At 58.2% G+C, this 22,118-nt stretch carries 24 protein-coding genes, 4 tRNA genes and 1 riboswitch; of the genes, 16 read left to right on the forward strand and 12 right to left on the reverse strand.

Annotation, left to right across the window (positions count from 1 at the left end; translation table 11 throughout):
• Positions 1–21: 21 nt before the first annotated feature.
• The 5 genes from astA to astE all read left to right on the forward strand — a co-directional run bounded on the left by astA (position 22) and on the right by astE (position 5,368).
• Entirely contained in the window at positions 22–1,047 is a 1,026-nt protein-coding gene (gene astA / locus BLU46_RS24145) for an arginine N-succinyltransferase (RefSeq protein WP_003214325.1), read from the forward strand.
• Entirely contained in the window at positions 1,048–2,514 is a 1,467-nt protein-coding gene (gene astD / locus BLU46_RS24150; protein ID WP_093207120.1) for a succinylglutamate-semialdehyde dehydrogenase, read from the forward strand.
• Positions 2,515–2,691: 177 nt separating this feature from the next.
• Positions 2,692–4,038 (forward strand): N-succinylarginine dihydrolase, encoded by a 1,347-nt coding sequence (gene astB, locus BLU46_RS24155; protein ID WP_063027858.1) that lies wholly within the window; start codon positions 2,692–2,694, stop codon positions 4,036–4,038.
• A 23-nt stretch (positions 4,039–4,061) separates the two neighbouring features.
• The gene (locus tag BLU46_RS24160) at positions 4,062–4,352 is read left to right on the forward strand and encodes a hypothetical protein (RefSeq protein WP_003214319.1); all 291 of its coding nucleotides are present in this window, start codon (positions 4,062–4,064) and stop codon (positions 4,350–4,352) included.
• Positions 4,353–4,363: 11 nt separating this feature from the next.
• The gene (gene astE / locus BLU46_RS24165; protein ID WP_063027860.1) at positions 4,364–5,368 is read left to right on the forward strand and encodes a succinylglutamate desuccinylase; all 1,005 of its coding nucleotides are present in this window, start codon (positions 4,364–4,366) and stop codon (positions 5,366–5,368) included.
• A 146-nt stretch (positions 5,369–5,514) separates the two neighbouring features.
• Here the strand turns inward: astE and BLU46_RS24170 are convergent, their stop codons facing one another.
• Complete coding sequence (locus tag BLU46_RS24170) at positions 5,515–6,024, reverse strand: 6,7-dimethyl-8-ribityllumazine synthase (RefSeq protein WP_093207124.1); 510 nt, start codon at positions 6,022–6,024, stop codon at positions 5,515–5,517.
• Between the two features lie 111 nt (positions 6,025–6,135).
• Positions 6,136–6,305, reverse strand: a riboswitch (FMN riboswitch).
• 190 nt (positions 6,306–6,495) lie between these two features.
• On the opposite strand from BLU46_RS24170, the gene ltaE reads away from it, so the two are divergent.
• From ltaE to mgtE, 8 genes are all read left to right on the forward strand, one after another.
• Complete coding sequence (gene ltaE, locus BLU46_RS24175; protein WP_093207129.1) at positions 6,496–7,500, forward strand: low-specificity L-threonine aldolase; 1,005 nt, start codon at positions 6,496–6,498, stop codon at positions 7,498–7,500.
• 146 nt (positions 7,501–7,646) lie between these two features.
• Complete coding sequence (alaS, locus tag BLU46_RS24180) at positions 7,647–10,265, forward strand: alanine--tRNA ligase (RefSeq protein WP_063027864.1); 2,619 nt, start codon at positions 7,647–7,649, stop codon at positions 10,263–10,265.
• Between the two features lie 95 nt (positions 10,266–10,360).
• Positions 10,361–11,602 (forward strand): aspartate kinase, encoded by a 1,242-nt coding sequence (locus BLU46_RS24185; RefSeq protein ID WP_003214308.1) that lies wholly within the window; start codon positions 10,361–10,363, stop codon positions 11,600–11,602.
• Positions 11,603–11,787: 185 nt separating this feature from the next.
• Positions 11,788–11,976: a carbon storage regulator CsrA gene (csrA, locus tag BLU46_RS24190; RefSeq protein ID WP_002554426.1), complete on the forward strand. Its 189-nt coding sequence runs from the start codon at positions 11,788–11,790 to the stop codon at positions 11,974–11,976.
• 61 nt (positions 11,977–12,037) lie between these two features.
• Positions 12,038–12,128 (forward strand) — tRNA-Ser (locus BLU46_RS24195).
• 108 nt (positions 12,129–12,236) lie between these two features.
• Positions 12,237–12,313 (forward strand) — tRNA-Arg (locus BLU46_RS24200).
• A 72-nt stretch (positions 12,314–12,385) separates the two neighbouring features.
• Positions 12,386–12,462 (forward strand) — tRNA-Arg (locus BLU46_RS24205).
• 339 nt (positions 12,463–12,801) lie between these two features.
• Positions 12,802–14,244 (forward strand): magnesium transporter, encoded by a 1,443-nt coding sequence (gene mgtE, locus BLU46_RS24210; RefSeq protein WP_063027866.1) that lies wholly within the window; start codon positions 12,802–12,804, stop codon positions 14,242–14,244.
• Between the two features lie 109 nt (positions 14,245–14,353).
• On the opposite strand, the gene BLU46_RS24215 is transcribed toward mgtE, so the two are convergent.
• From BLU46_RS24215 to BLU46_RS24225, 3 genes are all read right to left on the reverse strand, one after another.
• Entirely contained in the window at positions 14,354–14,680 is a 327-nt protein-coding gene (locus tag BLU46_RS24215) for an Arc family DNA-binding protein (protein WP_003193592.1), read from the reverse strand.
• Between the two features lie 438 nt (positions 14,681–15,118).
• Positions 15,119–15,298 carry a PA3371 family protein gene (locus tag BLU46_RS24220; protein ID WP_017475886.1) on the reverse strand — a complete coding sequence of 60 codons (180 nt, stop codon included), beginning with the start codon at positions 15,296–15,298 and terminating at the stop codon, positions 15,119–15,121.
• Positions 15,299–15,318: 20 nt separating this feature from the next.
• Positions 15,319–15,546 carry a hypothetical protein gene (locus BLU46_RS24225; protein ID WP_063027868.1) on the reverse strand — a complete coding sequence of 76 codons (228 nt, stop codon included), beginning with the start codon at positions 15,544–15,546 and terminating at the stop codon, positions 15,319–15,321.
• Positions 15,547–15,883: 337 nt separating this feature from the next.
• Here BLU46_RS24225 and BLU46_RS24230 point away from each other — a divergent pair.
• Both BLU46_RS24230 and BLU46_RS24235 read left to right on the forward strand, forming a co-directional pair.
• Positions 15,884–15,960: transfer RNA gene (locus BLU46_RS24230), tRNA-Arg, on the forward strand.
• 160 nt (positions 15,961–16,120) lie between these two features.
• Positions 16,121–16,975, forward strand: a complete 855-nt coding sequence (locus tag BLU46_RS24235; protein ID WP_093207134.1) for a hypothetical protein — start codon at positions 16,121–16,123, stop codon at positions 16,973–16,975.
• Here the strand turns inward: BLU46_RS24235 and BLU46_RS24240 are convergent.
• On the reverse strand, positions 16,947–17,552 hold the full coding sequence (locus tag BLU46_RS24240) for a recombinase family protein (protein WP_093207138.1): 606 nt from the start codon (positions 17,550–17,552) through the stop codon (positions 16,947–16,949). The two genes, BLU46_RS24235 and BLU46_RS24240, sit on opposite strands and share 29 nt — an antisense overlap.
• A gap of 201 nt (positions 17,553–17,753) precedes the next feature.
• Here BLU46_RS24240 and BLU46_RS24245 point away from each other — a divergent pair, with 201 nt between their 5' ends.
• Positions 17,754–18,230: a hypothetical protein gene (locus BLU46_RS24245; RefSeq protein WP_093207142.1), complete on the forward strand. Its 477-nt coding sequence runs from the start codon at positions 17,754–17,756 to the stop codon at positions 18,228–18,230.
• A gap of 20 nt (positions 18,231–18,250) precedes the next feature.
• On the opposite strand, the gene BLU46_RS33390 is transcribed toward BLU46_RS24245, so the two are convergent.
• From BLU46_RS33390 to BLU46_RS24275, 7 genes are all read right to left on the reverse strand, one after another.
• Positions 18,251–18,379, reverse strand: coding sequence for a hypothetical protein (locus tag BLU46_RS33390; protein ID WP_269458710.1), 129 nt, complete (start codon positions 18,377–18,379; stop codon positions 18,251–18,253).
• A 275-nt stretch (positions 18,380–18,654) separates the two neighbouring features.
• Positions 18,655–19,212: a tail assembly protein gene (locus tag BLU46_RS24250; RefSeq protein WP_093207147.1), complete on the reverse strand. Its 558-nt coding sequence runs from the start codon at positions 19,210–19,212 to the stop codon at positions 18,655–18,657.
• A gap of 33 nt (positions 19,213–19,245) precedes the next feature.
• Positions 19,246–19,590: a hypothetical protein gene (locus tag BLU46_RS24255; protein ID WP_093207152.1), complete on the reverse strand. Its 345-nt coding sequence runs from the start codon at positions 19,588–19,590 to the stop codon at positions 19,246–19,248.
• Between the two features lie 68 nt (positions 19,591–19,658).
• Positions 19,659–20,492 (reverse strand): hypothetical protein, encoded by an 834-nt coding sequence (locus tag BLU46_RS24260; protein ID WP_093207156.1) that lies wholly within the window; start codon positions 20,490–20,492, stop codon positions 19,659–19,661.
• Positions 20,493–20,521: 29 nt separating this feature from the next.
• A complete protein-coding gene (locus BLU46_RS24265) occupies positions 20,522–20,707 on the reverse strand; it encodes a hypothetical protein (RefSeq protein WP_093207161.1) in 186 nt (61 codons plus the stop codon).
• Positions 20,694–21,125 (reverse strand): hypothetical protein, encoded by a 432-nt coding sequence (locus BLU46_RS24270; protein WP_093207166.1) that lies wholly within the window; start codon positions 21,123–21,125, stop codon positions 20,694–20,696. The genes BLU46_RS24265 and BLU46_RS24270 overlap by 14 nt, the downstream gene beginning before the upstream one ends.
• Entirely contained in the window at positions 21,122–21,538 is a 417-nt protein-coding gene (locus BLU46_RS24275; protein ID WP_017138405.1) for a DUF5681 domain-containing protein, read from the reverse strand. The genes BLU46_RS24270 and BLU46_RS24275 overlap by 4 nt, the downstream gene beginning before the upstream one ends.
• Positions 21,539–22,118 lie beyond the last annotated feature (580 nt).

Here is a 22,118-nt window from a genome sequence, read left to right on the forward strand (position 1 = left end):
CGGCCCGTTTGAGGAGATAGCATGATCGTTCGTCCCGTACGCAGCAGCGATTTACCGGCCCTGATTGATCTGGCGCGCAGCACCGGCACCGGCCTCACCACCTTGCCGGCCAACGAAGAGCGCCTGACCCACCGGGTCGGCTGGGCTGAAAAGACCTTTCGCGGCGAAGCCGGGCGCGGTGATGCGGACTACCTGTTCGTGCTGGAAAACGATGAAGGCCGCGTGGTGGGGATTTCCGCCATCGCCGGTGCCGTCGGCCTGCGTGAGCCTTGGTACAACTTCCGGGTCGGCCTGACGGTCAGCGCCTCTCAGGAGCTGAACATCTACCGTGAAATCCCGACGCTGTTTCTGGCCAACGACCTGACCGGCAACTCCGAGTTGTGCTCGTTGTTCCTGCACGCCGATTACCGCAACGGCCTTAACGGTCGCATGCTGGCCAAGGCGCGCATGCTGTTTATCGCAGAATTCCCGCAGCTGTTCGGCAACAAGATCATCGCCGAGATGCGCGGCATGTCCGACGAAGCCGGGCGCTCGCCGTTCTGGGAAAGCCTGGGCCGACACTTCTTCAAGATGGAATTCAGCCAGGCCGACTACCTCACCGGCGTGGGCAACAAGGCGTTTATCGCCGAGCTGATGCCGAAGTTTCCGCTGTACACCTGCTTCCTGTCTGAAGACGCACGCAACGTGATCGGCAAGGTCCACACCGACACCGAGCCGGCCCTGAGCATGCTCAAGAGCGAAGGCTTCAGTTATCAGGGCTACGTCGACATCTTCGACGCCGGCCCGGCGGTGGAATGTGAAACCACCAAGATCCGCGCCGTGCGCGACAGCGAGGCGCTGGTGCTGGCGATTGGTACGCCGGGCGACGACGCCACGCCGTTCCTGATCCATAACCGTAAACGCGAAGATTGCCGCATTACCGCCGCACCGGCGCGGTTGGCTGCGGGCACCCTGGTGGTCGATCAACAGACCGCCAAGCGCCTGCAACTGATCGCTGGTGATCAAGTGCGTGCCGTACCGTTGTCCGCTGCCCGGGAGTCGAAATAAATGAATTCGCTATACATCGCAGGTGAGTGGCTGGCTGGCCAGGGTGAAGTGTTTGAGTCGCTGAACCCGGTGACCCAGCAGGTCGTGTGGTCGGGTAATGGCGCTACCACCGAGCAGGTCGAATCCGCCGTTCAGGCTGCACGCCAGGCGTTTCCGGCCTGGGCCAAGCGCTCCCTGGAAGAACGCCTGAGCGTGCTGGAAGCCTTCGCCGCCAACCTGAAAAGCCGTGCCGACGAACTCGCCCGCTGCATCGGTGAGGAAACCGGCAAGCCATTGTGGGAATCGGCGACCGAAGTCACGAGCATGGTCAACAAGGTGGCGATCTCGGTGCAAAGCTACCGCGAACGTACCGGCGAGAAGAGCGGCCCACTGGGCGACGCCACCGCCGTATTGCGTCACAAGCCCCACGGTGTGGTGGCGGTATTTGGCCCTTACAACTTTCCGGGTCACCTGCCTAACGGCCACATCGTGCCGGCCTTGCTGGCGGGTAATACCGTACTGTTCAAACCGAGCGAACTGACCCCGAAAGTCGCCGAGCTGACCGTGCAATGCTGGATCGACGCCGGCCTGCCGGCGGGCGTGTTGAACCTGCTGCAAGGCGCGCGGGAAACCGGGATCGCCCTGGCGGCCAATCCGGGTATCGACGGTTTGTTCTTCACCGGCTCCAGCCGCACCGGCAACCATCTGCACCAGCAATTCGCCGGGCGCCCGGACAAGATCCTTGCGCTGGAAATGGGCGGCAACAACCCGCTGGTGGTGGACGAAGTGGCCGACGTTGACGCGGCGGTGTACACCATTATCCAGTCGGCATTTATCTCGGCCGGCCAGCGCTGCACCTGTGCCCGTCGCCTGCTGGTGCCGCAAGGCGCCTGGGGCGATGCGTTGCTCGCACGCCTGGTGGCGGTGAGTTCGACCATTGAAGTCGGCGCGTTTGACCAACAACCGGCGCCGTTCATGGGCTCGGTGATTTCCCTCGGTGCCGCCAAGGCATTGATGGATGCCCAGGAATTGCTGCTGGCCAATGGCGCCGTGGCGCTGTTGGAAATGACCCAACCCCAGGCCCAGGCTGCGTTGCTGACGCCTGGGATTATCGATGTGACCGAGGTCACGGATCGCGCTGACGAAGAGCTGTTCGGCCCGCTGCTGCAAGTGATCCGCTACACCGATTTCGAGGCGGCGATTGCCGAGGCCAACAACACCCAATACGGCTTGGCGGCCGGGTTGCTGTCGGATTCCGAGGCGCGTTACCAGCAGTTCTGGCTGGAAAGCCGTGCCGGGATCGTCAACTGGAACAAACAGCTGACGGGGGCTGCGAGCAGCGCGCCATTTGGCGGGGTAGGGGCTTCGGGCAACCATCGCGCCAGCGCCTATTACGCGGCGGATTATTGTGCGTACCCGGTGGCCTCCCTTGAGACCCCGAGCCTGGTGTTGCCAGCAACACTGACCCCGGGCGTAACGCTTAAGTGAAAGTGACACTGATCTAATGTGGGAGCTGGCTTGCCTGCGATGGCATCACCTCGGTGTATCTGAATGACCGAGATGCCCGCATCGCAGGCAAGCCAGCTCCCACACTTGATCGGGTTAACAGATACAGATCTGCACTTGATGCCTATAAAAAATACAGATGTTCGTGGAGCCTCGCCGATGAAATCCTGTGAAGTCAATTTTGACGGTCTCGTGGGGCCGACCCATAACTACGGCGGTTTGTCCTACGGCAACGTCGCGTCCCAGAGCAACAGCCAGCAGTCCTCCAACCCGAAGGAAGCGGCGCTGCAAGGCCTGGCGAAGATGAAAGCGCTGATGGAAATGGGCTTTGTGCAAGGTGTGCTGGCGCCTCAGGAACGTCCGGATGTGGCCGCATTGCGCAGTCTCGGTTTTGCCGGTACCGACGCACAAGTCATCCAGCAGGCCGCCAAGCAAGCCATGCCGCTGCTGGTTGCCAGCTGCTCGGCGTCGAGCATGTGGGTGGCCAACGCCGCCACCGTTAGCCCGAGCGCCGACACCGCCGATGGCCGCGTACATTTCACTGCCGCCAACCTCAACTGCAAATACCACCGCAGCATCGAGCACCCGACCACCAGCCGCGTGCTGGGGGCGATGTTCGCTGATCAGAAGCACTTCGCCCACCACGCCGCATTACCGGCAGTGGCGCAGTTCGGCGACGAAGGCGCGGCCAACCACACGCGTTTCTGCCGTGACTATGGCGAGGCGGGCGTAGAGTTTTTCGTATTCGGCCGCAGTGCGTTCGACACCCGCTACCCGGCGCCGCAAAAGTACCCGGCGCGCCAGACCCTCGAGGCCTCCCAGGCGGTCGCGCGCCTGCACGGCCTGCGGGATGACGGCGTGGTCTACGCCCAGCAGAACCCGGCGGTGATCGATGCCGGTGTGTTTCACAACGACGTGATCGCAGTGGGCAACGGCGAGGTGCTGTTCTATCACGAGGACGCGTTCCTCAATACCGATCAGATGCTCGGCGAATTGCAGGGCAAACTCGGCAAGCTCGGTGGCAATTTCCAGTCGATCTGCGTGCCACGGGCCCAGGTCGGTGTTGAAGATGCCGTGCGTTCCTACCTGTTCAACAGCCAGTTGCTGAGCCGCGCCGACGGTTCGATGCTGCTGATCGTGCCGGAAGAATGCCGCGCCAACGAACGCGTCTGGCAGTACCTGCAAGGCCTGACGTCTTCCGGCGGGCTGATCCGCGAAGTCAAAGTCTTCGACCTCAAGCAAAGCATGCAGAACGGCGGGGGCCCGGCGTGCCTGCGCTTGCGCGTCGCGTTGAATGAAACCGAACTGGCGGCGGTCAACCCAGGGGTTATCATGACGGCGCCGTTGTACGACACGCTGACCCAATGGGTCGACAAGCACTACCGCGACAGCCTGCGGGAAACCGACCTGGCTGACCCGCAATTGCTGCTTGAGTGCCGGACGGCACTGGATGAACTGACGCAAATCCTTAAACTGGGCTCGGTTTATCCTTTCCAGATCAATTAACGCCGCACGGCTGAGAACTATTTATGACCACCGACACCCTGAAACTGATCCTTGAAGACACCGACGGCACCCAGCTGGAAACGTCCTGCACCCGCGTCGCCGTGGTGTGGCAGGGCAAGGAGATCTGGATCCAGCACGACGGCCGTGGCCAACTGTTGATCGGCGTTGACGTGGAAGAGGGCGACGCGGAATACGCCAACCTGCTGATGCGCCCATTGGCCACCAACCTGATGAGCCTGCAACTGGAAATGGAACCGGCCGACGTTGAAGGTGATGATGACGATCACGTCCACGGTCCTGGCTGCAACCACTAAGGAAGCTGCTTATGCTCGCCCTCGGCAAACTGCTTGAACTGACCCTCGCCGGTCGCGAACCGGCGCAAAAAATTCAACTGACTGTCGACGGCGTGCAACTGCGCTGGCTCAGTGAGGGCGCGCTGGAAGTGCGGCCTCCTGAGGCGCGGGACAACGGCAGCGACGTGCTGCTGTCGTCCGGCATCCATGGCAACGAAACCGCGCCAATCGAATTGGCCGACCGCTTGCTGCAAGGTATTGCCCGTGGGGAGATCAAGCCCCGCACCCGTATTCTGTTCCTGTTCGGTAACCCCGAGGCCATGCGCCGCGGCGAGCGTTACCTTGAACTGGACGTCAACCGGCTGTTCAACGGCCGTCATGAACAAAGCATCGGCCCCGAAGCCATGCGCGCCGCCGAGCTCGAACAGTTGGCCCGCACCTTCTTCAGCGTGCCGGGGCGTAGCCGTTTGCACTACGACCTGCACACCGCCATCCGTGGCTCGAAGATCGAGCAGTTCGCGCTGTATCCGTGGAAAGATGGCCGTCAGCATTCGCGTGCCGAGCTGGCGCGCTTGCGAGCCGCCGGCATGGAAGCGGTGCTGCTGCAGAACAAGACCTCGATCACTTTCACCGCGTTTACCTACGAGCAGCTTGAGGCTGAGTCCTTCACCCTGGAATTGGGCAAGGCCCGGCCGTTCGGGCAGAATCAGGGCGTGGACGTATCGCGCCTGGAAACCCGCCTCAAGCAGATCATCGAAGGCAACGAGCCGGCCACCGAGAGCCTGGACGGCTTGAAGCTGTTCAGCGTCTCCCGGGAAGTGATCAAGCACAGCGATACCTTCGTCCTGCACTTGCCGGCGGACGTGGAAAACTTTTCGGAGTTGGAGAAGGGTTACCTGCTGGCCGAGGACATTGCCAAGACCCGCTGGGTAATCGAGGAGGAGGGCGCACGCATCATCTTCCCGAACCCGAAGGTCAAGAATGGCTTGCGCGCAGGGATATTGATTGTGCCGACCACGGATGCTGGCCTGGCCTGACTCCCGAGACTGACTCGGTCAAATGTGGGAGCTGGCTTGCCTGCGATAGGATCGCCTCGGTGTATTTGGCAGACCGAGTTAATCCTATCGCAGGCAACCCAGCTCCCACACAAGCCCAGCTCTGAGGCTGGGCTTGGTGGTGTTGCTTAAACCGCTACCGCCCGTGGCTCATTGCGACGCAGTGCGCGAACCTTGTGCAGGGTGTCGGCGCAGGTGCGTGCCGCTTCCTGGCCTTTGTGGACGAAGTGCTCATAAAAGAACGTATGGTGCTCGCTGCCCGCGTGGAAGTGGTGCGGGGTGAGGGATACCGAGAACACCGGCACTTCGGTTTCCAGCTGGACCTGCATCAGGCCGCTGACCACGGACTGGGCCACGAACTCGTGACGGTAGATCCCGCCGTCCACCACCAGGGCGGCCGCGACGATACCGGCATAACGGCCGGACTTGGCCAGCAGCTTGGCGTGCAGGGGCAATTCAAAGGCGCCGCCGACTTCGAAGAAATCGATGTCCGATTGCTGGTAGCCCTGGGCGATCATTTCGGCGAGGAAACCTTTACGGCTCTGATCGACAATATCCTTGTGCCAGCAGGCCTGGATAAACGCGACGCGCTCGCCGTGATGGTTTTTGCTTTTGCTGTCGATTGCGGTGGGTTGCATGTTCTGACTCCTGTTTAAGAAAAAAACAGGGCGTTATGAATCGAATGGGATTTAAGGGTACGCACAGCTGGCTCATGTGAACATGACGTCAGCGCGGCCCTTAGGTGCCAATCCCGTTCTCTCTTCATCCGGACTATGACCGTCGGCCCCGGGATCACACCGGGTCTGCTGACCTTGTCGCCGTCCTGCCGAGGCAGTTCGAGGCGCCAAGCGCTCGCGGGCTATGCACATTGCGTGCAATTACCGCCGGTGGGGAATTACACCCCGCCCTGAGAACGTTGCCGCCAGAACCCTGGCGGCGGAGAGTTTTTATCATGGTTTTTCAGAAACTGCACGGTTGGTTTATCGATAACCTATATCGGTTTGTTTGGTTGGTATTCGATTGTGCAAGCACGGGGCTTGATATTCCGCGGGTTTGCCCGCAGTAATCGTTAACACAAGAAACGCTCCAATCCGCTAGAGGCTAGTTTGATGAACGTGATTGACCTGCGCAGCGACACAGTGACCCAACCGACCCCTGGCATGCTCGAGGCGATGGCCACTGCCGCCAGCGGCGACGACGTCTACGGCGAGGACCCGAGCGTCAATCGCCTGGAAGCCGAACTGGCCAAGCGCCTGGGTTTTGCCGCCGCCTTGTTCGTGCCCACCGGCACCATGAGCAACCTGCTGGCATTGATGGCGCACTGTGAGCGTGGCGAGGAATACATCGTCGGTCAGCAGGCTCACACCTACAAATACGAAGGCGGCGGTGCGGCGGTTCTCGGCTCGATCCAGCCACAACCCCTGGAAGTTCAGGCCGACGGTTCCCTGAACCTGGAGCACGTGCTGGCGGCGATCAAGCCGGACGACTTCCACTTCGCCCGCACCCGCCTGCTGGCGCTGGAAAACACCATGCAGGGCAAAGTCCTGCCCCTTGAATACCTCGCGGCTGCGCGGGCGTTTACCCGGGAGCACGGCCTGGCCTTGCACCTGGACGGCGCGCGGCTCTATAACGCGGCGGTCAAGCTGGGTGTGGAGGCGCGGGAGATTGCCCAGCACTTCGATTCGGTGTCGGTGTGCCTGTCCAAAGGCCTGGGCGCGCCGATCGGCTCAGTGTTGTGCGGCTCCACGGCATTGATCGCCAAGGCTCGCCGGTTGCGCAAAATGGTCGGGGGTGGCATGCGTCAGGCCGGTTCGCTGGCGGCGGCGGGGCTGTACGCCCTGGATCACCAGGTGCAGCGCCTGGCCGACGACCACGCCAACGCCCAATGGCTGGGGGATGAACTGCGCAAGGCGGGTTATACGGTGGAGCCGGTGCAGACCAATATGGTCTACGTTGATATCGGTGATCGGGCCCAGGCCTTGAAGGCCTTTGCTGCCGAGCGCGGGATCAAGTTGAGCGCCGCGCCGCGTCTGCGCATGGTCACTCACCTGGACGTCAGCCGGGCACAGATCGAGCAAGTGCTCGCGACATTTGTCGAGTTTTCCCGGAAATGACAGTGCAGACCGTCTAATTGACTGTTTCTATCACATAAACACGCTGTACCACGGGCAAAGGGCCGATATAATGCGGCCCTTTGCCGTCGCTCCGTCTGATGACGTTTAGCACTGGCCTTTGGCCGCAGCCTCCGTGGAAGAACCTAATGAAAAGCGCAGAAATCCGTGAAGCCTTCCTTCGCTTCTTCGAAGAGCAAGGTCACACCCGTGTCGCCTCCAGCTCCTTGATCCCAGGCAATGACCCAACCCTGCTGTTCACTAACGCGGGGATGAACCAGTTCAAGGACTGCTTCCTGGGCCAGGAAAAGCGCGCCTACACCCGCGCCACCAGCAGCCAGAAGTGCGTACGCGCCGGCGGCAAGAACAGCGACCTGGAAAACGTGGGCTACACCGCCCGCCACCACACATTCTTCGAGATGCTGGGTAACTTCAGCTTCGGCGACTATTTCAAGAAAGATGCGATCACCTTCGCCTGGACCTTCCTGACCGGCGTGCTGAAGCTGCCGAAGGAAAAACTCTGGGTCACCGTCTACGCCACCGATGACGAAGCCTACGACATCTGGACCCAGCAAATCGGGGTGCCGGTCGAGCGCATGATTCGCATCGGCGACAACAAGGGCGCGCCTTACGCCTCCGACAACTTCTGGACCATGGGCGATACCGGCCCGTGCGGCCCTTGCACCGAGATTTTCTACGATCACGGCGCCGACATCTGGGGCGGCCCACCGGGCTCGCCGGAAGAAGACGGCGACCGCTACATCGAGATCTGGAACAACGTGTTCATGCAGTTCAACCGCACCGCCGATGGCGTGTTGCATCCGTTGCCAGCGCCGTCGGTGGACACCGGCATGGGCCTGGAGCGGATCAGTGCGGTGATGCAGCACGTTCACTCCAACTACGAGATCGACCTGTTCACCAACCTGCTGAGCGCTTCGGCCGCGGCCATTGGCTGTGCCAACGACAACCAGTCGTCCCTCAAGGTTGTATCGGACCACATCCGTTCCTGTGGTTTCCTGATCGCCGACGGCGTGCTGCCGTCGAACGAAGGCCGTGGCTATGTGCTGCGCCGCATCATCCGTCGCGCCTGCCGTCACGGTAACAAGCTGGGCGCCACCGGCAGCTTCTTCTACAAGATCGTTGCCGCGCTGGTGGCCGAGATGGGCGATGCCTTCCCGGAACTCAAGCAGCAGCAAGCCAACATCGAGCGCGTGCTCAAGGCTGAAGAAGAGCAGTTCTCCAAGACCCTGGAGCACGGCCTGAAGATCCTCGAGCAGGACCTGGCTGAACTCAAAGGCACCGTGGTGCCGGGCGACGTGGTGTTCAAGCTGTACGACACCTACGGTTTCCCGATGGACCTGACCGCCGACATCGCCCGCGAACGCGAGCTGACTATCGACGAAGCCGGGTTTGAGCGTGAGATGGAAGCCCAGCGTGTACGTGCCCGTTCCGCCAGCTCCTTTGGCCTGGACTACAACACCCTGGTAAAGGTTGATGTAGCGACTTCGTTCATTGGTTATGAAGCCACCGTTGGCTCGGCCAAGATCGTGGCTATCTATAAGGACGGCAAGTCGGTCGACGTGCTGAACGAAGGTGACGAGGGCGTTGTAGTCCTGGATCAGACCCCGTTCTACGCTGAATCCGGCGGCCAGGTCGGTGACTGCGGTTTCCTGAGCTCCACCTCCGGTCGCTTTGAAGTGCGCGACACCACCAAGACCGGCGGTGCGTTCCTGCATCACGGCGTGCTGGTGCTGGGTAACCTGACCGTCGGCGCGCCGGTGGACACTCAGGTAGATGCCGACGTACGGCATGCAACTGCTTTGAACCACTCGGCCACTCACTTGCTGCACGCCGCGTTGCGTCAGGTACTGGGTGAGCATGTGCAGCAGAAGGGTTCGTTGGTGGATAGCCAGCGCCTGCGTTTTGACTTCAGTCATTTCGAGGCGATCAAGCCTGAGCAGTTGAAGGCCCTGGAAGACATCGTCAACGCCGAGATTCGCAAGAACACCCCGGTGGAAACCGAAGAAACCGACATCGAGACCGCCAAGCAAAAAGGCGCAATGGCGCTGTTTGGCGAGAAGTACGGCGACGAAGTGCGCGTACTGAGCATGGGCGGCAGCTTCTCGGTGGAGCTGTGTGGCGGTATCCACGCCAGCCGTACCGGCGACATCGGCCTGCTGAAAATCATCAGCGAAGGCGGTGTGGCTTCCGGCGTGCGTCGTATTGAAGCGATCACCGGTGCTGCGGCCCTGGCCTACCTCAATGCGGCAGAAGAACAACTCAAGGAAGCGGCCGGCCTGGTCAAGGGCAGCCGCGACAACCTGATCGACAAGCTCTCCGGCGTACTGGAGCGCAACCGTCAGCTGGAGAAACAGCTGGAGCAGTTGCAGGCCAAGGCGGCCAGCGCGGCGGGCGACGATCTGTCGGCTTCCGCCCTGGACGTCAAGGGTGTGAAAGTGCTGGCCGTGCGCCTGGACGGTCAGGACGGCAAGGCGCTGTTGGCCTTGGTCGATCAGTTGAAGAACAAGCTCGGCCGCGCAGTGATCCTGCTCGGCAGTGTCCATGAGGAGAAGGTCGTTCTGGTTGCCGGTGTAACCAAAGACCTGACTGGCCAACTCAAGGCCGGTGATTTGATGAAGCAAGCCGCCGCGGCAGTGGGCGGGAAGGGCGGTGGTCGTCCGGACATGGCGCAAGGCGGTGGTGTTGACGCTGGCGCCCTGGACGCGGCCCTGGCCCTGACCGTGCCGTTTGTCGAGGCAGGTATTTAAGACGCTGTTAATGAGCCCGTGGTCTAGTCGCGGGCTCAGTCAGTGCGGGTTGATTGAATAACAGGCGCCCCTTTACGGGCTGAGGCGGCTTAGAAATGGCTTTGATCGTACAGAAATTTGGAGGCACCTCGGTCGGCTCTGTCGAAAGAATCGAGCAGGTCGCCGACAAGGTTAAGAAATTCCGCGATGCCGGCGATGACCTGGTGGTGGTGCTGTCGGCCATGAGCGGCGAGACCAATCGCCTGATCGATCTGGCCAAGCAAATCAGTGGCGATCAGCAACCGGTTCCCCGTGAGCTGGACGTGATCATTTCCACCGGTGAGCAGGTGACCATCGCGTTGCTGGCCATGGCGCTGAACAAGCGTGGTGTGCCAGCGGTGTCCTACACTGGCAACCAGGTCCGCATTCTTACGGATAGCGCGCACACTAAAGCCCGCATCCTGCAGATTGATGACCAGAAGATTCGCGCTGACCTGAAGGCCGGTCGTGTGGTAGTTGTCGCCGGTTTCCAGGGCGTCGACGAGCACGGCAACATCACCACCTTGGGTCGTGGCGGTTCCGACACCACCGGCGTGGCCCTGGCGGCAGCCCTGAAGGCTGATGAGTGCCAGATCTACACCGATGTGGATGGCGTCTACACCACTGACCCGCGGGTTGTGTCCGTGGCCCAGCGCCTGGACAAGATCACCTTCGAAGAGATGCTGGAAATGGCCAGCCTCGGTTCCAAGGTATTGCAGATCCGTGCCGTTGAGTTTGCCGGCAAGTACAACGTTCCGCTGCGCGTACTGCACAGCTTCAAGGAGGGTCCGGGCACCCTCATTACTATTGATGAAGAGGAATCCATGGAACAGCCGATCATTTCCGGTATCGCTTTCAACCGTGATGAAGCCAAGCTGACTATCCGTGGCGTGCCAGACACCCCGGGCGTGGCTTTCAAGATTCTGGGCCCTATCAGTGGCGCGAACATCGAAGTCGACATGATCGTGCAGAACGTTTCGCACGATAACACCACCGATTTCACCTTCACCGTGCACCGCAACGAGTACGATGCGGCGGAGCGGATCCTGCAGAACACCGCGAAGGAAATCGGCGCCCGTGAAGTGGTCGGCGATACCAAGATTGCCAAGGTGTCGATCGTGGGTGTGGGCATGCGCTCCCATGCGGGCGTTGCCAGCCGCATGTTCGAAGCCCTGGCCAAGGAAAGCATCAACATCCAGATGATCTCCACCTCGGAAATCAAGGTGTCGGTGGTGATCGAAGAGAAGTACCTGGAGCTGGCTGTACGCGCATTGCATACCGCGTTTGAGCTGGACGCTCCGGCCCGACAGGGCGAGTGATGCGTTGCCAGGAAGGCGCGGTGATCCGCGCCTTTCATTTTTTTGCCGGGCGCGTGGTGAAGGCCTGTTCTTTTGCCTGCGCTCGACAATACTTAGGCGGTAGGGCTACGGCCATTTGGTTGTAGGTCGAATGCCTTTTTTTTGCAGACTGTTGTTCCCGAAATGAAATGCGTGAGGAGAAAGGTATGTTGATTCTGACTCGTCGATGCGCAGAAAGCCTGATTATTGGTGATGGCGAAATCACCGTGACCGTGCTCGGCGTCAAAGGCAATCAAGTGCGTATCGGGGTTAACGCTCCGAAAGAGGTGGCTGTCCACCGCGAGGAAATTTACCTGCGGATCAAGAAAGAGAAGGACGAAGAACCAAGCCATTAATTTTTATCGTTTTTATGTTTGCAAACGGGGATGAAGCTGGTTAATATACGCCCCGTGTTGCGGAGAGCTGGCCGAGTGGCCGAAGGCGCTCCCCTGCTAAGGGAGTACACCTCAAAAGGGTGTCGGGGGTTCGAATCCCCCGTTCTCCGCCATTATTTGCTTAGTACGTTGCAATCTGGTTTTTTCGCTAAGTTGTTGAAATTAAACGAAAAAATAGCTTTACATAGAGATTGAACGGCCTATAATGCGCGGCAACAAATGCACTCGTAGCTCAGCTGGATAGAGTACTCGGCTACGAACCGAGCGGTCACAGGTTCGAATCCTGTCGAGTGCACCATTTAAGAGTTAGTTGCAGCAATGCAGGTAACTTGGCTTCAACCAGTTGTGATCTGGTCTAAAAACACAATCTGCACTCGTAGCTCAGCTGGATAGAGTACTCGGCTACGAACCGAGCGGTCACAGGTTCGAATCCTGTCGAGTGCACCAAACAACAAAAAGCCCGCCTAGTGCGGGCTTTTTGCCGTCTGGGGTTTTTATTTCCCGTGGCGCCTTTTTCTCCCGCCCATGTGTTTTCCTTTCAAGCCGCGTCGTCGCAGTTCATATGTGTGGCCAATGCTCAGCTTTGTGTCGCAAGCGCTTGTTCTTTCCAGTTTTTTGACGTTAAAAGCGGCCGCCCGGTGTATCATTGCGCCCGTCAGCCCCGCCGGGGCTTGTGGAACACCTCCATGGACTTACCCAGTAGTTACTCAGTACCCCGTTTTACCAATCATGAATTGACTGATTGATCCTTCCGGCGTGCCCCGCTGCTGGGAGTGGAGTTCGCCTATGACCGAAGTTGAAGTAAAGAAAACACAAGAAAGCCTGCAGGATCGCCTGGCTCAAGTCGTCGAGCTGCTGCAGCGCCAGCGTGTGGTCGAAGATCTGACGCATCGCCAGGAAGGCGCGAATCATGACCGGGTCGAGAACCTGGTCCACCGGCAAAACCTTGTCGAGCTGCAACGCAAGCTCGATGATCTGCACTCTGCCGACGTTGCCTACATCCTCGAAGCCTTGCCGCTTAATGACCGTCTGACGCTTTGGCAGTTGGTCAAGGCTGATCGCGACGGCGACATCCTCCTTGAAGTATCCGACTCGGTCCGTGAAACCCTGATCGCCGACATGGACGATCACGAGCTCCTGGCTGCCGCCAAGGACATGGATGCCGACGAACTCGCTGACCTGGCTTCCGAGCTGCCGCGTGACGTCGTCCATGAGCTGATGGAAACCCTCGACGCCCAACAGCGTGAGCGTGTGCGCTCGGCGCTGTCCTACGATGAGGAGCAGGTCGGTGCGTTGATGGACTTCGAGATGGTCACCATCCGCGAAGACGTCAGCCTGGAAGTGGTTCTGCGTTACCTGCGCCGCCTCAAGGAGCTGCCAGGCCACACCGACAAACTGTTCGTGGTCGATTACGAAGGCATTCTCAAGGGCGTGCTGCCGATCAAGCGCCTGCTGGTCAATGACCCGGACAAGAAAGTCGCGGACGTCATGGCCAGCGACCCGGTGAGTTTCCATCCGGACGAAGACGCTTACGACGCTGCCCAGGCGTTCGAGCGTTATGACTTGATCTCGGCCCCGGTGGTCGACAAGAACGGCAAGCTGATCGGCCGTCTGACCATCGATGAAATGGTCGACCTGATTCGTGAGGAGAGCGAAAGCGAAGTCCTCAACATGGCCGGTCTGCGAGAAGAAGAAGATATTTTTGCGTCGGTGTGGAAGTCCCTGCGTAACCGCTGGGCCTGGCTGGCAGTCAATCTGATTACCGCGTTTATTGCGTCAAGGGTGATTGGCCTGTTTGAAGGCTCCATCGAGAAGCTGGTGGCCTTGGCCGCGCTGATGCCGATCGTGGCCGGGATTGGCGGTAACTCGGGTAATCAGACCATCACCATGATCGTGCGTGCCATGGCGCTGGATCAGGTGGGTACCGGGCACGGTAAGCGTTTGATGCGCAAGGAGCTTGCGGTCGCGCTGATCAACGGCCTGGTGTGGGGTGGCGTCATCGGTATCGTGGCGTACCTGCTGTATGGCAGTTGGTCCCTTGGTGTGGTCATGACCGCGGCCATGACGCTCAACCTGCTGCTGGCGGCCTTGATGGGGGTTCTGATTCCAATGACCCTGGTGCGCCTTGGGCGAGATCCGGCCATGGGCGCCAGTGTGATGATCACCGCCATGACCGACAGTGGCGGCTTCTTCATCTTCCTGGGCCTGGCAACCATCTTCCTGCTTTGATCCCTTCTATAGGTCAGGGGGCTTATGCCCCTTGACCCTTTCTTTTCTTTACCAAATCCCAGGCAAAAAAAAGCCAGCCCATGGCTGGCTTTCAGCTTTCGGTTGCCAATCAGTTGGCTTCTGCAGCTGCCTCAACGTCGTGAGCGATAAGCGAGACGAGAGCATTTTGCTGGCGGTGGGAGAGCTGACGAAAACGCTGCAGCAGTTCGCGTTCGTGCAGTGACAGCTCGGGGCTGTCCAGGCGCATGCTCAGCTCTTCGCCCAGCGCACCTTCCTGAATCAGGCTTTGTTCCAGGCGTGCGATGATTTCGGAGTTCATGCTGCGGTGATGATTGCGAGCCACCTCGGCAATGCGTTCCCGCATTCCGTCTGGCAGACGTACGACGAACTTGTCAGCCGTACGGCTGGAATAAATTGCCTGTTTCAATGGGCGCATATATTTAACCGGTTAGTTCAGGGGAGCGGTTTTTGGAATTGGCCGCAAGATGCATGTTAGGACAAGGCTTGCTGCCAAATGTTCAACCTGAATTGCAAAGAGGCCGCATCATGCCTCAGTTTTGCCAGTTCCTTGGCGTCAATTCTGTGACAAATATTGAACCGGCTACCGGCTTTATGCCAGTACTCATTTCAAAATTTGCGGACTGGTTGGAAAACTTTTCCACGGTTGCACCCAAATAGGTGTCGAGGCCGCAGGCCCTAGGCGCAAAAGGCTTTTCGGGCGCACATCCTATAGCAATATGGCCTTTTGCCCTTAACTTTAAGATTAGTGGCAAATTGCCAATTTACGAGGGCGGAGCGACATATGGTCAGTCGTTCTGACGGGGGAGCCTGAGGTTGACTGCCTTGTGCAGAGAGGGCGACGAGCGGGGAGGATTCAGCGCAGTACAGGATCGAATTTGATGCGGCGGCCAATGATGATTGCCAACAACCACAAGCTGCCGAATACAGCTGCGGCGACGAAAGCGACGGTCTGTACGTCTTGCGACAATACGTTCAAGCCGAGGCCGACGGCGGCCAGGGCCAGGGTCAGAAACAGCCAGGCAGACTTGGTCATGGAAAACTCCGGTAAGCGGTTCAGAAAACCCAGTGTTCAGTGGCGGGAGCGGCCTGAGTGCCCTGGGTCAGTTGCAGCGGTGATTGCATGTTCGGTTTCATGACCGCCAACTGCGGACGTTGCTGCAGGTGATGGGGAATCGCCTGGCTGACCTGTGCGGCATCATCAGCGGTGGTGGATTGAAAATGGAACATCACCAGCGCAGCCAATGCAACGGTATTAAGGGCTAGTAGAAGTGCGCTGTTCATGGGTATGTTCTCCGCAGGTGGCTGGGCCGGACTGTATTTGTAGGATAAAGGATTGCAGGTGCCGTGCCAGTCTTTATTTGACAATAAATCCTTTTAAATCAGATAGTTATATCTGGTCCATGTTGTCGTGATGTTGCAATTTGCAATGATGGCATTTTGGCGGAGTGCATTTTGCACGATGGCGGCGAACTGCCCGTAATCGTTGAGTGGAACACGCGTTAAAGTCACGGGCATAGGCCTACACTCAAAAAGCCCACGGACGACATGACAAAATTGACCTGCGCCGTTAACATGCACGCCGTCCGTCGCCGTGCTCCTTGCCGGCTGGCTGTCATTAGTCCCAGTAGCTCAATTGGATAGAGCATCCCCCTCCTAAGGGGAAGGTTGGCCGTTCGAACCGGCCCTGGGACACCATATAAATCAAGCGTTTTGACGATTTTTCGATTTTCACTCCAGCACCCGTGGGTGCATCGTGGGTGCAGATGAGTCAACAGAGTCATGAAGAGCCCCGCTGAGATAAATATCTAGCGGGGCTTTTTTATTAATATTCAAGGAAAGGAGTCGTCGCCACGGTATGGAAACCCTCAATGAATACGTTCTGAGTCTCATGGGCTATGCCGCGGCCATCACGGCTCTTTTAGCTTTTCTTGGATGGTGCGTAAGACGTTGGATTGATCAGCGCATAAAAATGAGCGTCAAGCACGAATATGATCATCGACTTGAGAACATTAAGGCTGAGCTGAAGACTCAGGGCGATTTGCAGCTTGCATCGCTTCAATCGGAGGTGGCACGGCAAGCTGATAAGCTAAAAATCGCTGCTGCGTCTTTTTCAGACGTTCAAAAGGCAACAATCTCGCGGAAGATCGACGCGGTCGATTTGTTATGGCAAGCAGTATTGAGTGCAAGGAAAAAGTTCCCTGCGATCATTACGTTGACTGATGCTTTGAGTGAAGAAGAGATACGGAAGCTGATTTACGGTAAATATCGGGAGGAGGTGCTTGGCGTTCGCTTCGAGCTAATCACCGAGTTTTTTGGAACTGTTGAGACGGTGCGGCCTTTTTTAGGAGAGGTCGTATGGGCGCTCTTTGCTACCTATCACGGGCTGCTAGGTCGTATCATTTTTGGCTTCACTGAGGGAAAAAAAGACGATTCCAAACTGGTCTGGTACAAAGACGAAGTCATCCGGCGGTTAATACCTGTGGTTTTTGGTGCCGAAAAGCTTGCAGAATTCGACAAGCTTAAGGAGGGACGACTGAGATGGCTTAATCACCAGTTTGAGATAAAGTTGATTCCCGGTATTGAGCGTCTTCTAAGTGGCCAATCCTCAGGTAGTGCAGCACTTTTGCATGCTGAGGAAATGGAGTCAGTGATGAGCCAGGTGACTCCGCCGCTCCTTACGCCTATCCGCGAATCCTCAGAACAGTTGTAGTTGAGCATTTGGCGTGACGTGCAGTCGCCCGAATGCCAAGGCCTGCTTCCAGTAGTTCCTTAACCCTCTTGTGCAAGCCCTCGTCTACCGGCCGCCCCTGGTACTTGCCGGCGGCTTTAGCTTTCTCAATGCCCTGTGCCTGCCGATCTCGGCGCTGCTCGTAGTCCTTGCGTGCGATCGCGGCCATCATCTCCACCAGCATTGAGTTGATGGCTCCCAGCATCCGGCCGGTGAACTCATCGCCCTTGGTGTCCTGCATCCCTTGGTGGCTGGTCGGCAGGTCGAGCGCGACGATCCGCAGGCCCTTGGAGTCGATCGCGGCTTTGAGCTTTTGCCAGTCCTCTACTGGGAGGCGGGATAGGCGGTCTATCGACTCCACCAGCAACACGTCACCTTTGCGTGCATCCTTGAGCAGGCGCAGCAGCTCAGGCCGGTCTGCGGTGGCGCCGCTGGCGTTCTCCAGGTACACGCTTGCAATGACCTTGTTGTGATCGCTTGCAAATTGCTCGAGCGAGGCCCGGGCGCGACCGGCGTCTTGTTCTTCGGTGGAAGCTCGGAGGTATGCGCGGATGAACATGATGGGTGCCTGTATCAGTTAGGGCGTTCTACTAATAATGTTGCACTTTGGGTGTTACTTATCAAGCGAAAAGCCCGAAAAAGGCAAAATAAGCCTGTATCTGGATAGGCATACCTTTATATTACGATCAGTCACTGCCTGCTGATTCGTAATCAATGCTTGGCGCCCAAGCCACCTTACCTACTGATTCAAGGAAGAAACGTGTCCGATAGTGAGAGCCAAAAAGTCCCTTACGTCGAGCGATCTGATGATGAGAAGCTCGTATCAAACTGGAAGAAAGCGAATGGGTTGTATAAGCGTGAGGATTGGTCGGCTTGCATAATGCGAGTAGCAACGTCTGCCGAGATAGCAGCGAACATATATATTCGACAGTTCCTTCAAAACGAGCACAATTTGCCGGAAAGCTTCGTCGATTCGTTACTCAAAAATGCGAACGGATTACTTGGGAAATACCAACGCCTGATCACTCCTGCCTCTATGCATCTCGGCACATGGGATGAATTGAAGAGCCTTCAGAGGAGTCTGACCGCTCTGAACACCCACCGAAATAGCGTTGCGCATGAAGGACGTTTCAAAAACGAGCCAGAAGCCAAGGAGGCATACCTACAAAGCCTTAACATCGTCACCCTATTAGCTCCAAGTGAGGCCGCCAAATTGAGTCTCCCTTTCGATATCTAAAAAGTTTTGGCAACTTGTTATCAACGCATGGCTTTCACCAAGCGGCAGGTAATCCACAGAGCGAAGATCCCGCATATTGAGAAGAAACGCTCGTCGCTGAGGGTTGCGCTTTCTTGGATGAGCGTTAGTAAAAGCGTAGTGATTTCCATGGGGTTCTCCTTTTGGGGGCATTAAAAAGCCCCAGAGCGTCGTTAGCGCCTGGGGCTTTTGATTTCATGACCGGGCGATCTCTCGATCTTCTACGGCCTGGGGTGTCGGATTCCCGACAATTTGAAAGTATGTAGTTTTAGTGTGGGTTAAAGCCTCTCACCGTGGTATGTGACATTTTTCTCATGCCTCTACGCGACTGTGCCCGTATAGGTGAGGGTTTTGTTCTCCTACCACTATATGAGGCTTCAAAAAACGCCATTTTCTAATACCAGGATCAAACCCGGTCTTCGGCGTAAATGGCGGCACTAATGATTGCTCCACCCACCCGTCGCTTGCCGTAGCAGAGCGGTACCGGGTTGCCGGAGGCCGTGGTGTTCTTGGCGCTGCCGAAGGCGTAGCCGGGGGCGTTCTCTGGCGCGGCGCTGGTCTTGAGGCCGCCGGCCTGGGGGCTAAGCATTTGAATAACGCCTCCAGCAACCATACCCACGCCTGATGCGAATAGCGCTGCTGACACCGGAGGCGCCCAGAACGTGAAGAATGACGCAGCTATAAGCAGCGCACCGACGACCGTTTGCAAAACGCCAGCGCGCTTACTACCAACGATCACAGGCGCTATGATGATGTCGCCTTGGCCTTGATAAGTAAGCTCGCTCTCACCGATGTTTTTCTTACCTCGAAAAACGGCAAACACGAGCCCGCGAGACTTCGCATTAGATAGAAACCGTTCAAACCCTGGGATCTGCACTGACAGTGCTTTGATGGCCTCGGCCGGCGTGCGGACGGAGAACTGGTAGGACTTACCGAACTGCCGTAGCTGCCCGTACAGTTTGATTGTATTCGATTGCTGTAGCGGCCATGGGGCCTCCTATGGATTGGTGGAAGGTGCTGGAAGCCCAAGTCGAATGGCGAGCACTGCGCGCGACATACGCGCCTGATCGATGGTCAGTTGTTCCTGGCGCGGGTCGTAGTTCCACACCCGGTTGTAAATCGCCTCGCTGGCCCGGGCGCCGCGGAATGTTCCGCTCAGCAGGTCGGCCGAAACCCTGGCCTCTTCCTCGGTGAAGAAGGGGCCGTCGACTGTCACTTGTTGGCCACCACTGACGTGCTGGACCTCCCACACCGTGTAGCCGGCGTCCGGCCCCTGGATCAGTTCGTAGGGTTTGAATTTCTGCGTTTTGCACGCTTCGGTAAAACGCTCTTGAAAGGTCATGTCTTCACACTCACAGAGTCTGCCGTTGATCGGCGCTACCAATACTTGCGTAGCGCACGGAGGGGCAGTTAGGCCGCTTCGGATTGATCAGGAGACGCTTTTGCGGTGGTGCGAGTGGGCATTTTCGCCAGCCATTCGCGAAGTGCTTCGGAGCCCTCACAGCCCGATCGCCACTTCTCAAACCGGCCGGTATAGCCATTCGAATTGGCGACCATACCGCTCAGTGCGACACCAGCATTGGAGGCGGTGGCCAGCACGTCATCGTAGATCGCTAGCATCTGCTTGAGCCCTTCAATGTCCTCGGCGCGCGACGCGGCAATGCCTGCGCGCGACAGGCTGTCAGCAGCCTCTGGCGATAGGCCGGAGAGCATTGGGTTTGCCCTGAGCACGGCCTCTACAACGTCGGGGTGACTGCCTGTACGTGCCTCAGCAACTAGCCGCTGACGCTCTTCAGGTTTGAGGCCTCGCACGATGGCTCGCAGCTCCTGGTCGGCCAGGAAACCAACAACGTCCGAGCTAGCGCGAGGTGTGACCGCTGCGAATCCGCTGGCCACTGTCTGGGCCAGCGTGAACATATCTTTTGCTGCCTTCTCCATCGCCGGCATCAGGGCGGGGATGATTCCATCAATCTGCTCCTTGCCCTTGCGCTCAATGGCAGCGGCGTTGAGGTCCTTGTTCTCGCGAATCGAGAGAATTTCTTCTCCGAGGTCCTTGAACGCCTCCAGCGACAATCCCTGCAAATGGCGAACGGACTTCAGCAAGCCACCAGCCTGCCAGGTTCCTTTGGTGCCATCGGGGCGCTGAATGTTGAAGGTTCTTGCCTCTACCTGGGAGTGCTCGTATTCGGAGTAGTGGAGGTTGGCCAAGCCAACTTTGAGGACGGATCGTTTGCCGATTTTCATTGGGTTACCTTTTGATTGTCTGGCCGTGGTTAGGCCGTTTGTTGGTCTGAGGCTTCGCTCAGGATCTCGAATAGGGACACGCTCTCTTGGGGGCCGCCGCCGGTTGCTGCGGCGTGCAACTCGTCCATAAGGGCGCTGATCTCTCGCACGTCGCGATTGAACTGGGTGAGACCGGATTGCTGGCGCAACTTGGCCACCTGGCTACGGATGTTCATGGCGGGCCTCGATGATCAGTTGATACTGTTTTGCGACGTGATCTTTGATGTCTTGCCCAGCAGCCAGTGGCGGGAAGATCCAGGCACCAGGACTTGGGAATGGCCGCATATCCATCACACCTACCGGAGCGGGACGGCGGAGGCTTTCAATTGCGCGGACGTAGAGAATGAACGCCTCTGCCAGATTGGCCGCGTCATAGCTGTTCATGGTGCAGAGTGGGAAGTGCATCACCGTCTGTACGCCCAGGACGGGATAGTTGAACGAATGGCCTACTGTCTTGGGGTAGTCCATCTCCTCCTCAACCGCGTCAACCCTGCAGTCCACCACCGTCAACATAACGAGCACTGTCTCTTCGTCTTCGGTGCCGATCTTCTCTGCAATTCGCTTGAGCTCGGCCCGCATCCACTTAATGCTCATTGCCGCATTCCCTCCATCTGTTCGCGGAGTTCTTCGACGGCCTTTTGCAGCTCGGCGACTTCGATCACCCGGGCTACAGCGCCTAGTCCTTCGATCAATGCTTTGCCCTGGTCGGGCGGTAGCTCGCCGGCGGCAACTGCGCGAAGGATTGATTTGGCTGCGCTGGGTAGGTCGGTGTCGTCGAGTTCGAAGCACACTGTTTCGGCAGTTGGCTTGATTGGCGGTACCAGTCGTTCAAGGATCAGCCGGCAAGCCTGCATATCGCCCTTCTTGGCCGCTGTCAGAACCTTCTTTGTCACGGCGTCTGCACCTTCCGCGAGTCGGGCGCGCAGCTCCTGCGTTTGGCCAGAACGACCACCGGGATTACCCGATTGCCCCGGCTTCCATTTGCCGGCTTTATCGCGATCAGTCATGCGGCCGGCGATTCCATGGCGATGACAGGTTTGTTTTCAGCGAGCGCTATCAGCAGGGCGGATGCTTGAACGCTTCCGTCTGCTGCGGCTTCGCGAAGGCGGCCCCAGGCGGCAGCAACTTCGGAGCGAGTTGGTTTGTGCTGGCGTCCTCGGGCGGGCTTAGCTGTGTTCATAGGTGCGGCCTCGAATGGAGTTTTGAGTGGCTCAAAAACTCACATTAGGCATGATCTGATCATTTATCCAGTGCTTTTTAGGTGCACCTCAGGTGCTACACAGAACGGGATTGAATGGGACTGAAATAGCTGGTTTTGGCGGTATTGGAGAGGGTGTTTTTGTTGCAGTAAGTCGAGGGTAGTCAAAGTGATACAGGGCGTTGAAGTCCGCATTTAGGACAACAAACTGAGCTCCCATTTTGGTATGTCAGGTTCCGCGCCACGTTTTCGTAATTCGCAAAACGTGGCGTGGATTAAATGCGTCCAGATTTGGACCGATCTTCCCCCTGCGGGGTAATACCCCTGATTGGGGGTATTTGTGAAAGCAGGATTTCCTGCTTTGGGGAGAGTGGATTGGCCGGGCTGAA

This window comes from Pseudomonas yamanorum (assembly GCF_900105735.1).
Lineage (GTDB): Bacteria > Pseudomonadota > Gammaproteobacteria > Pseudomonadales > Pseudomonadaceae > Aquipseudomonas > Aquipseudomonas yamanorum.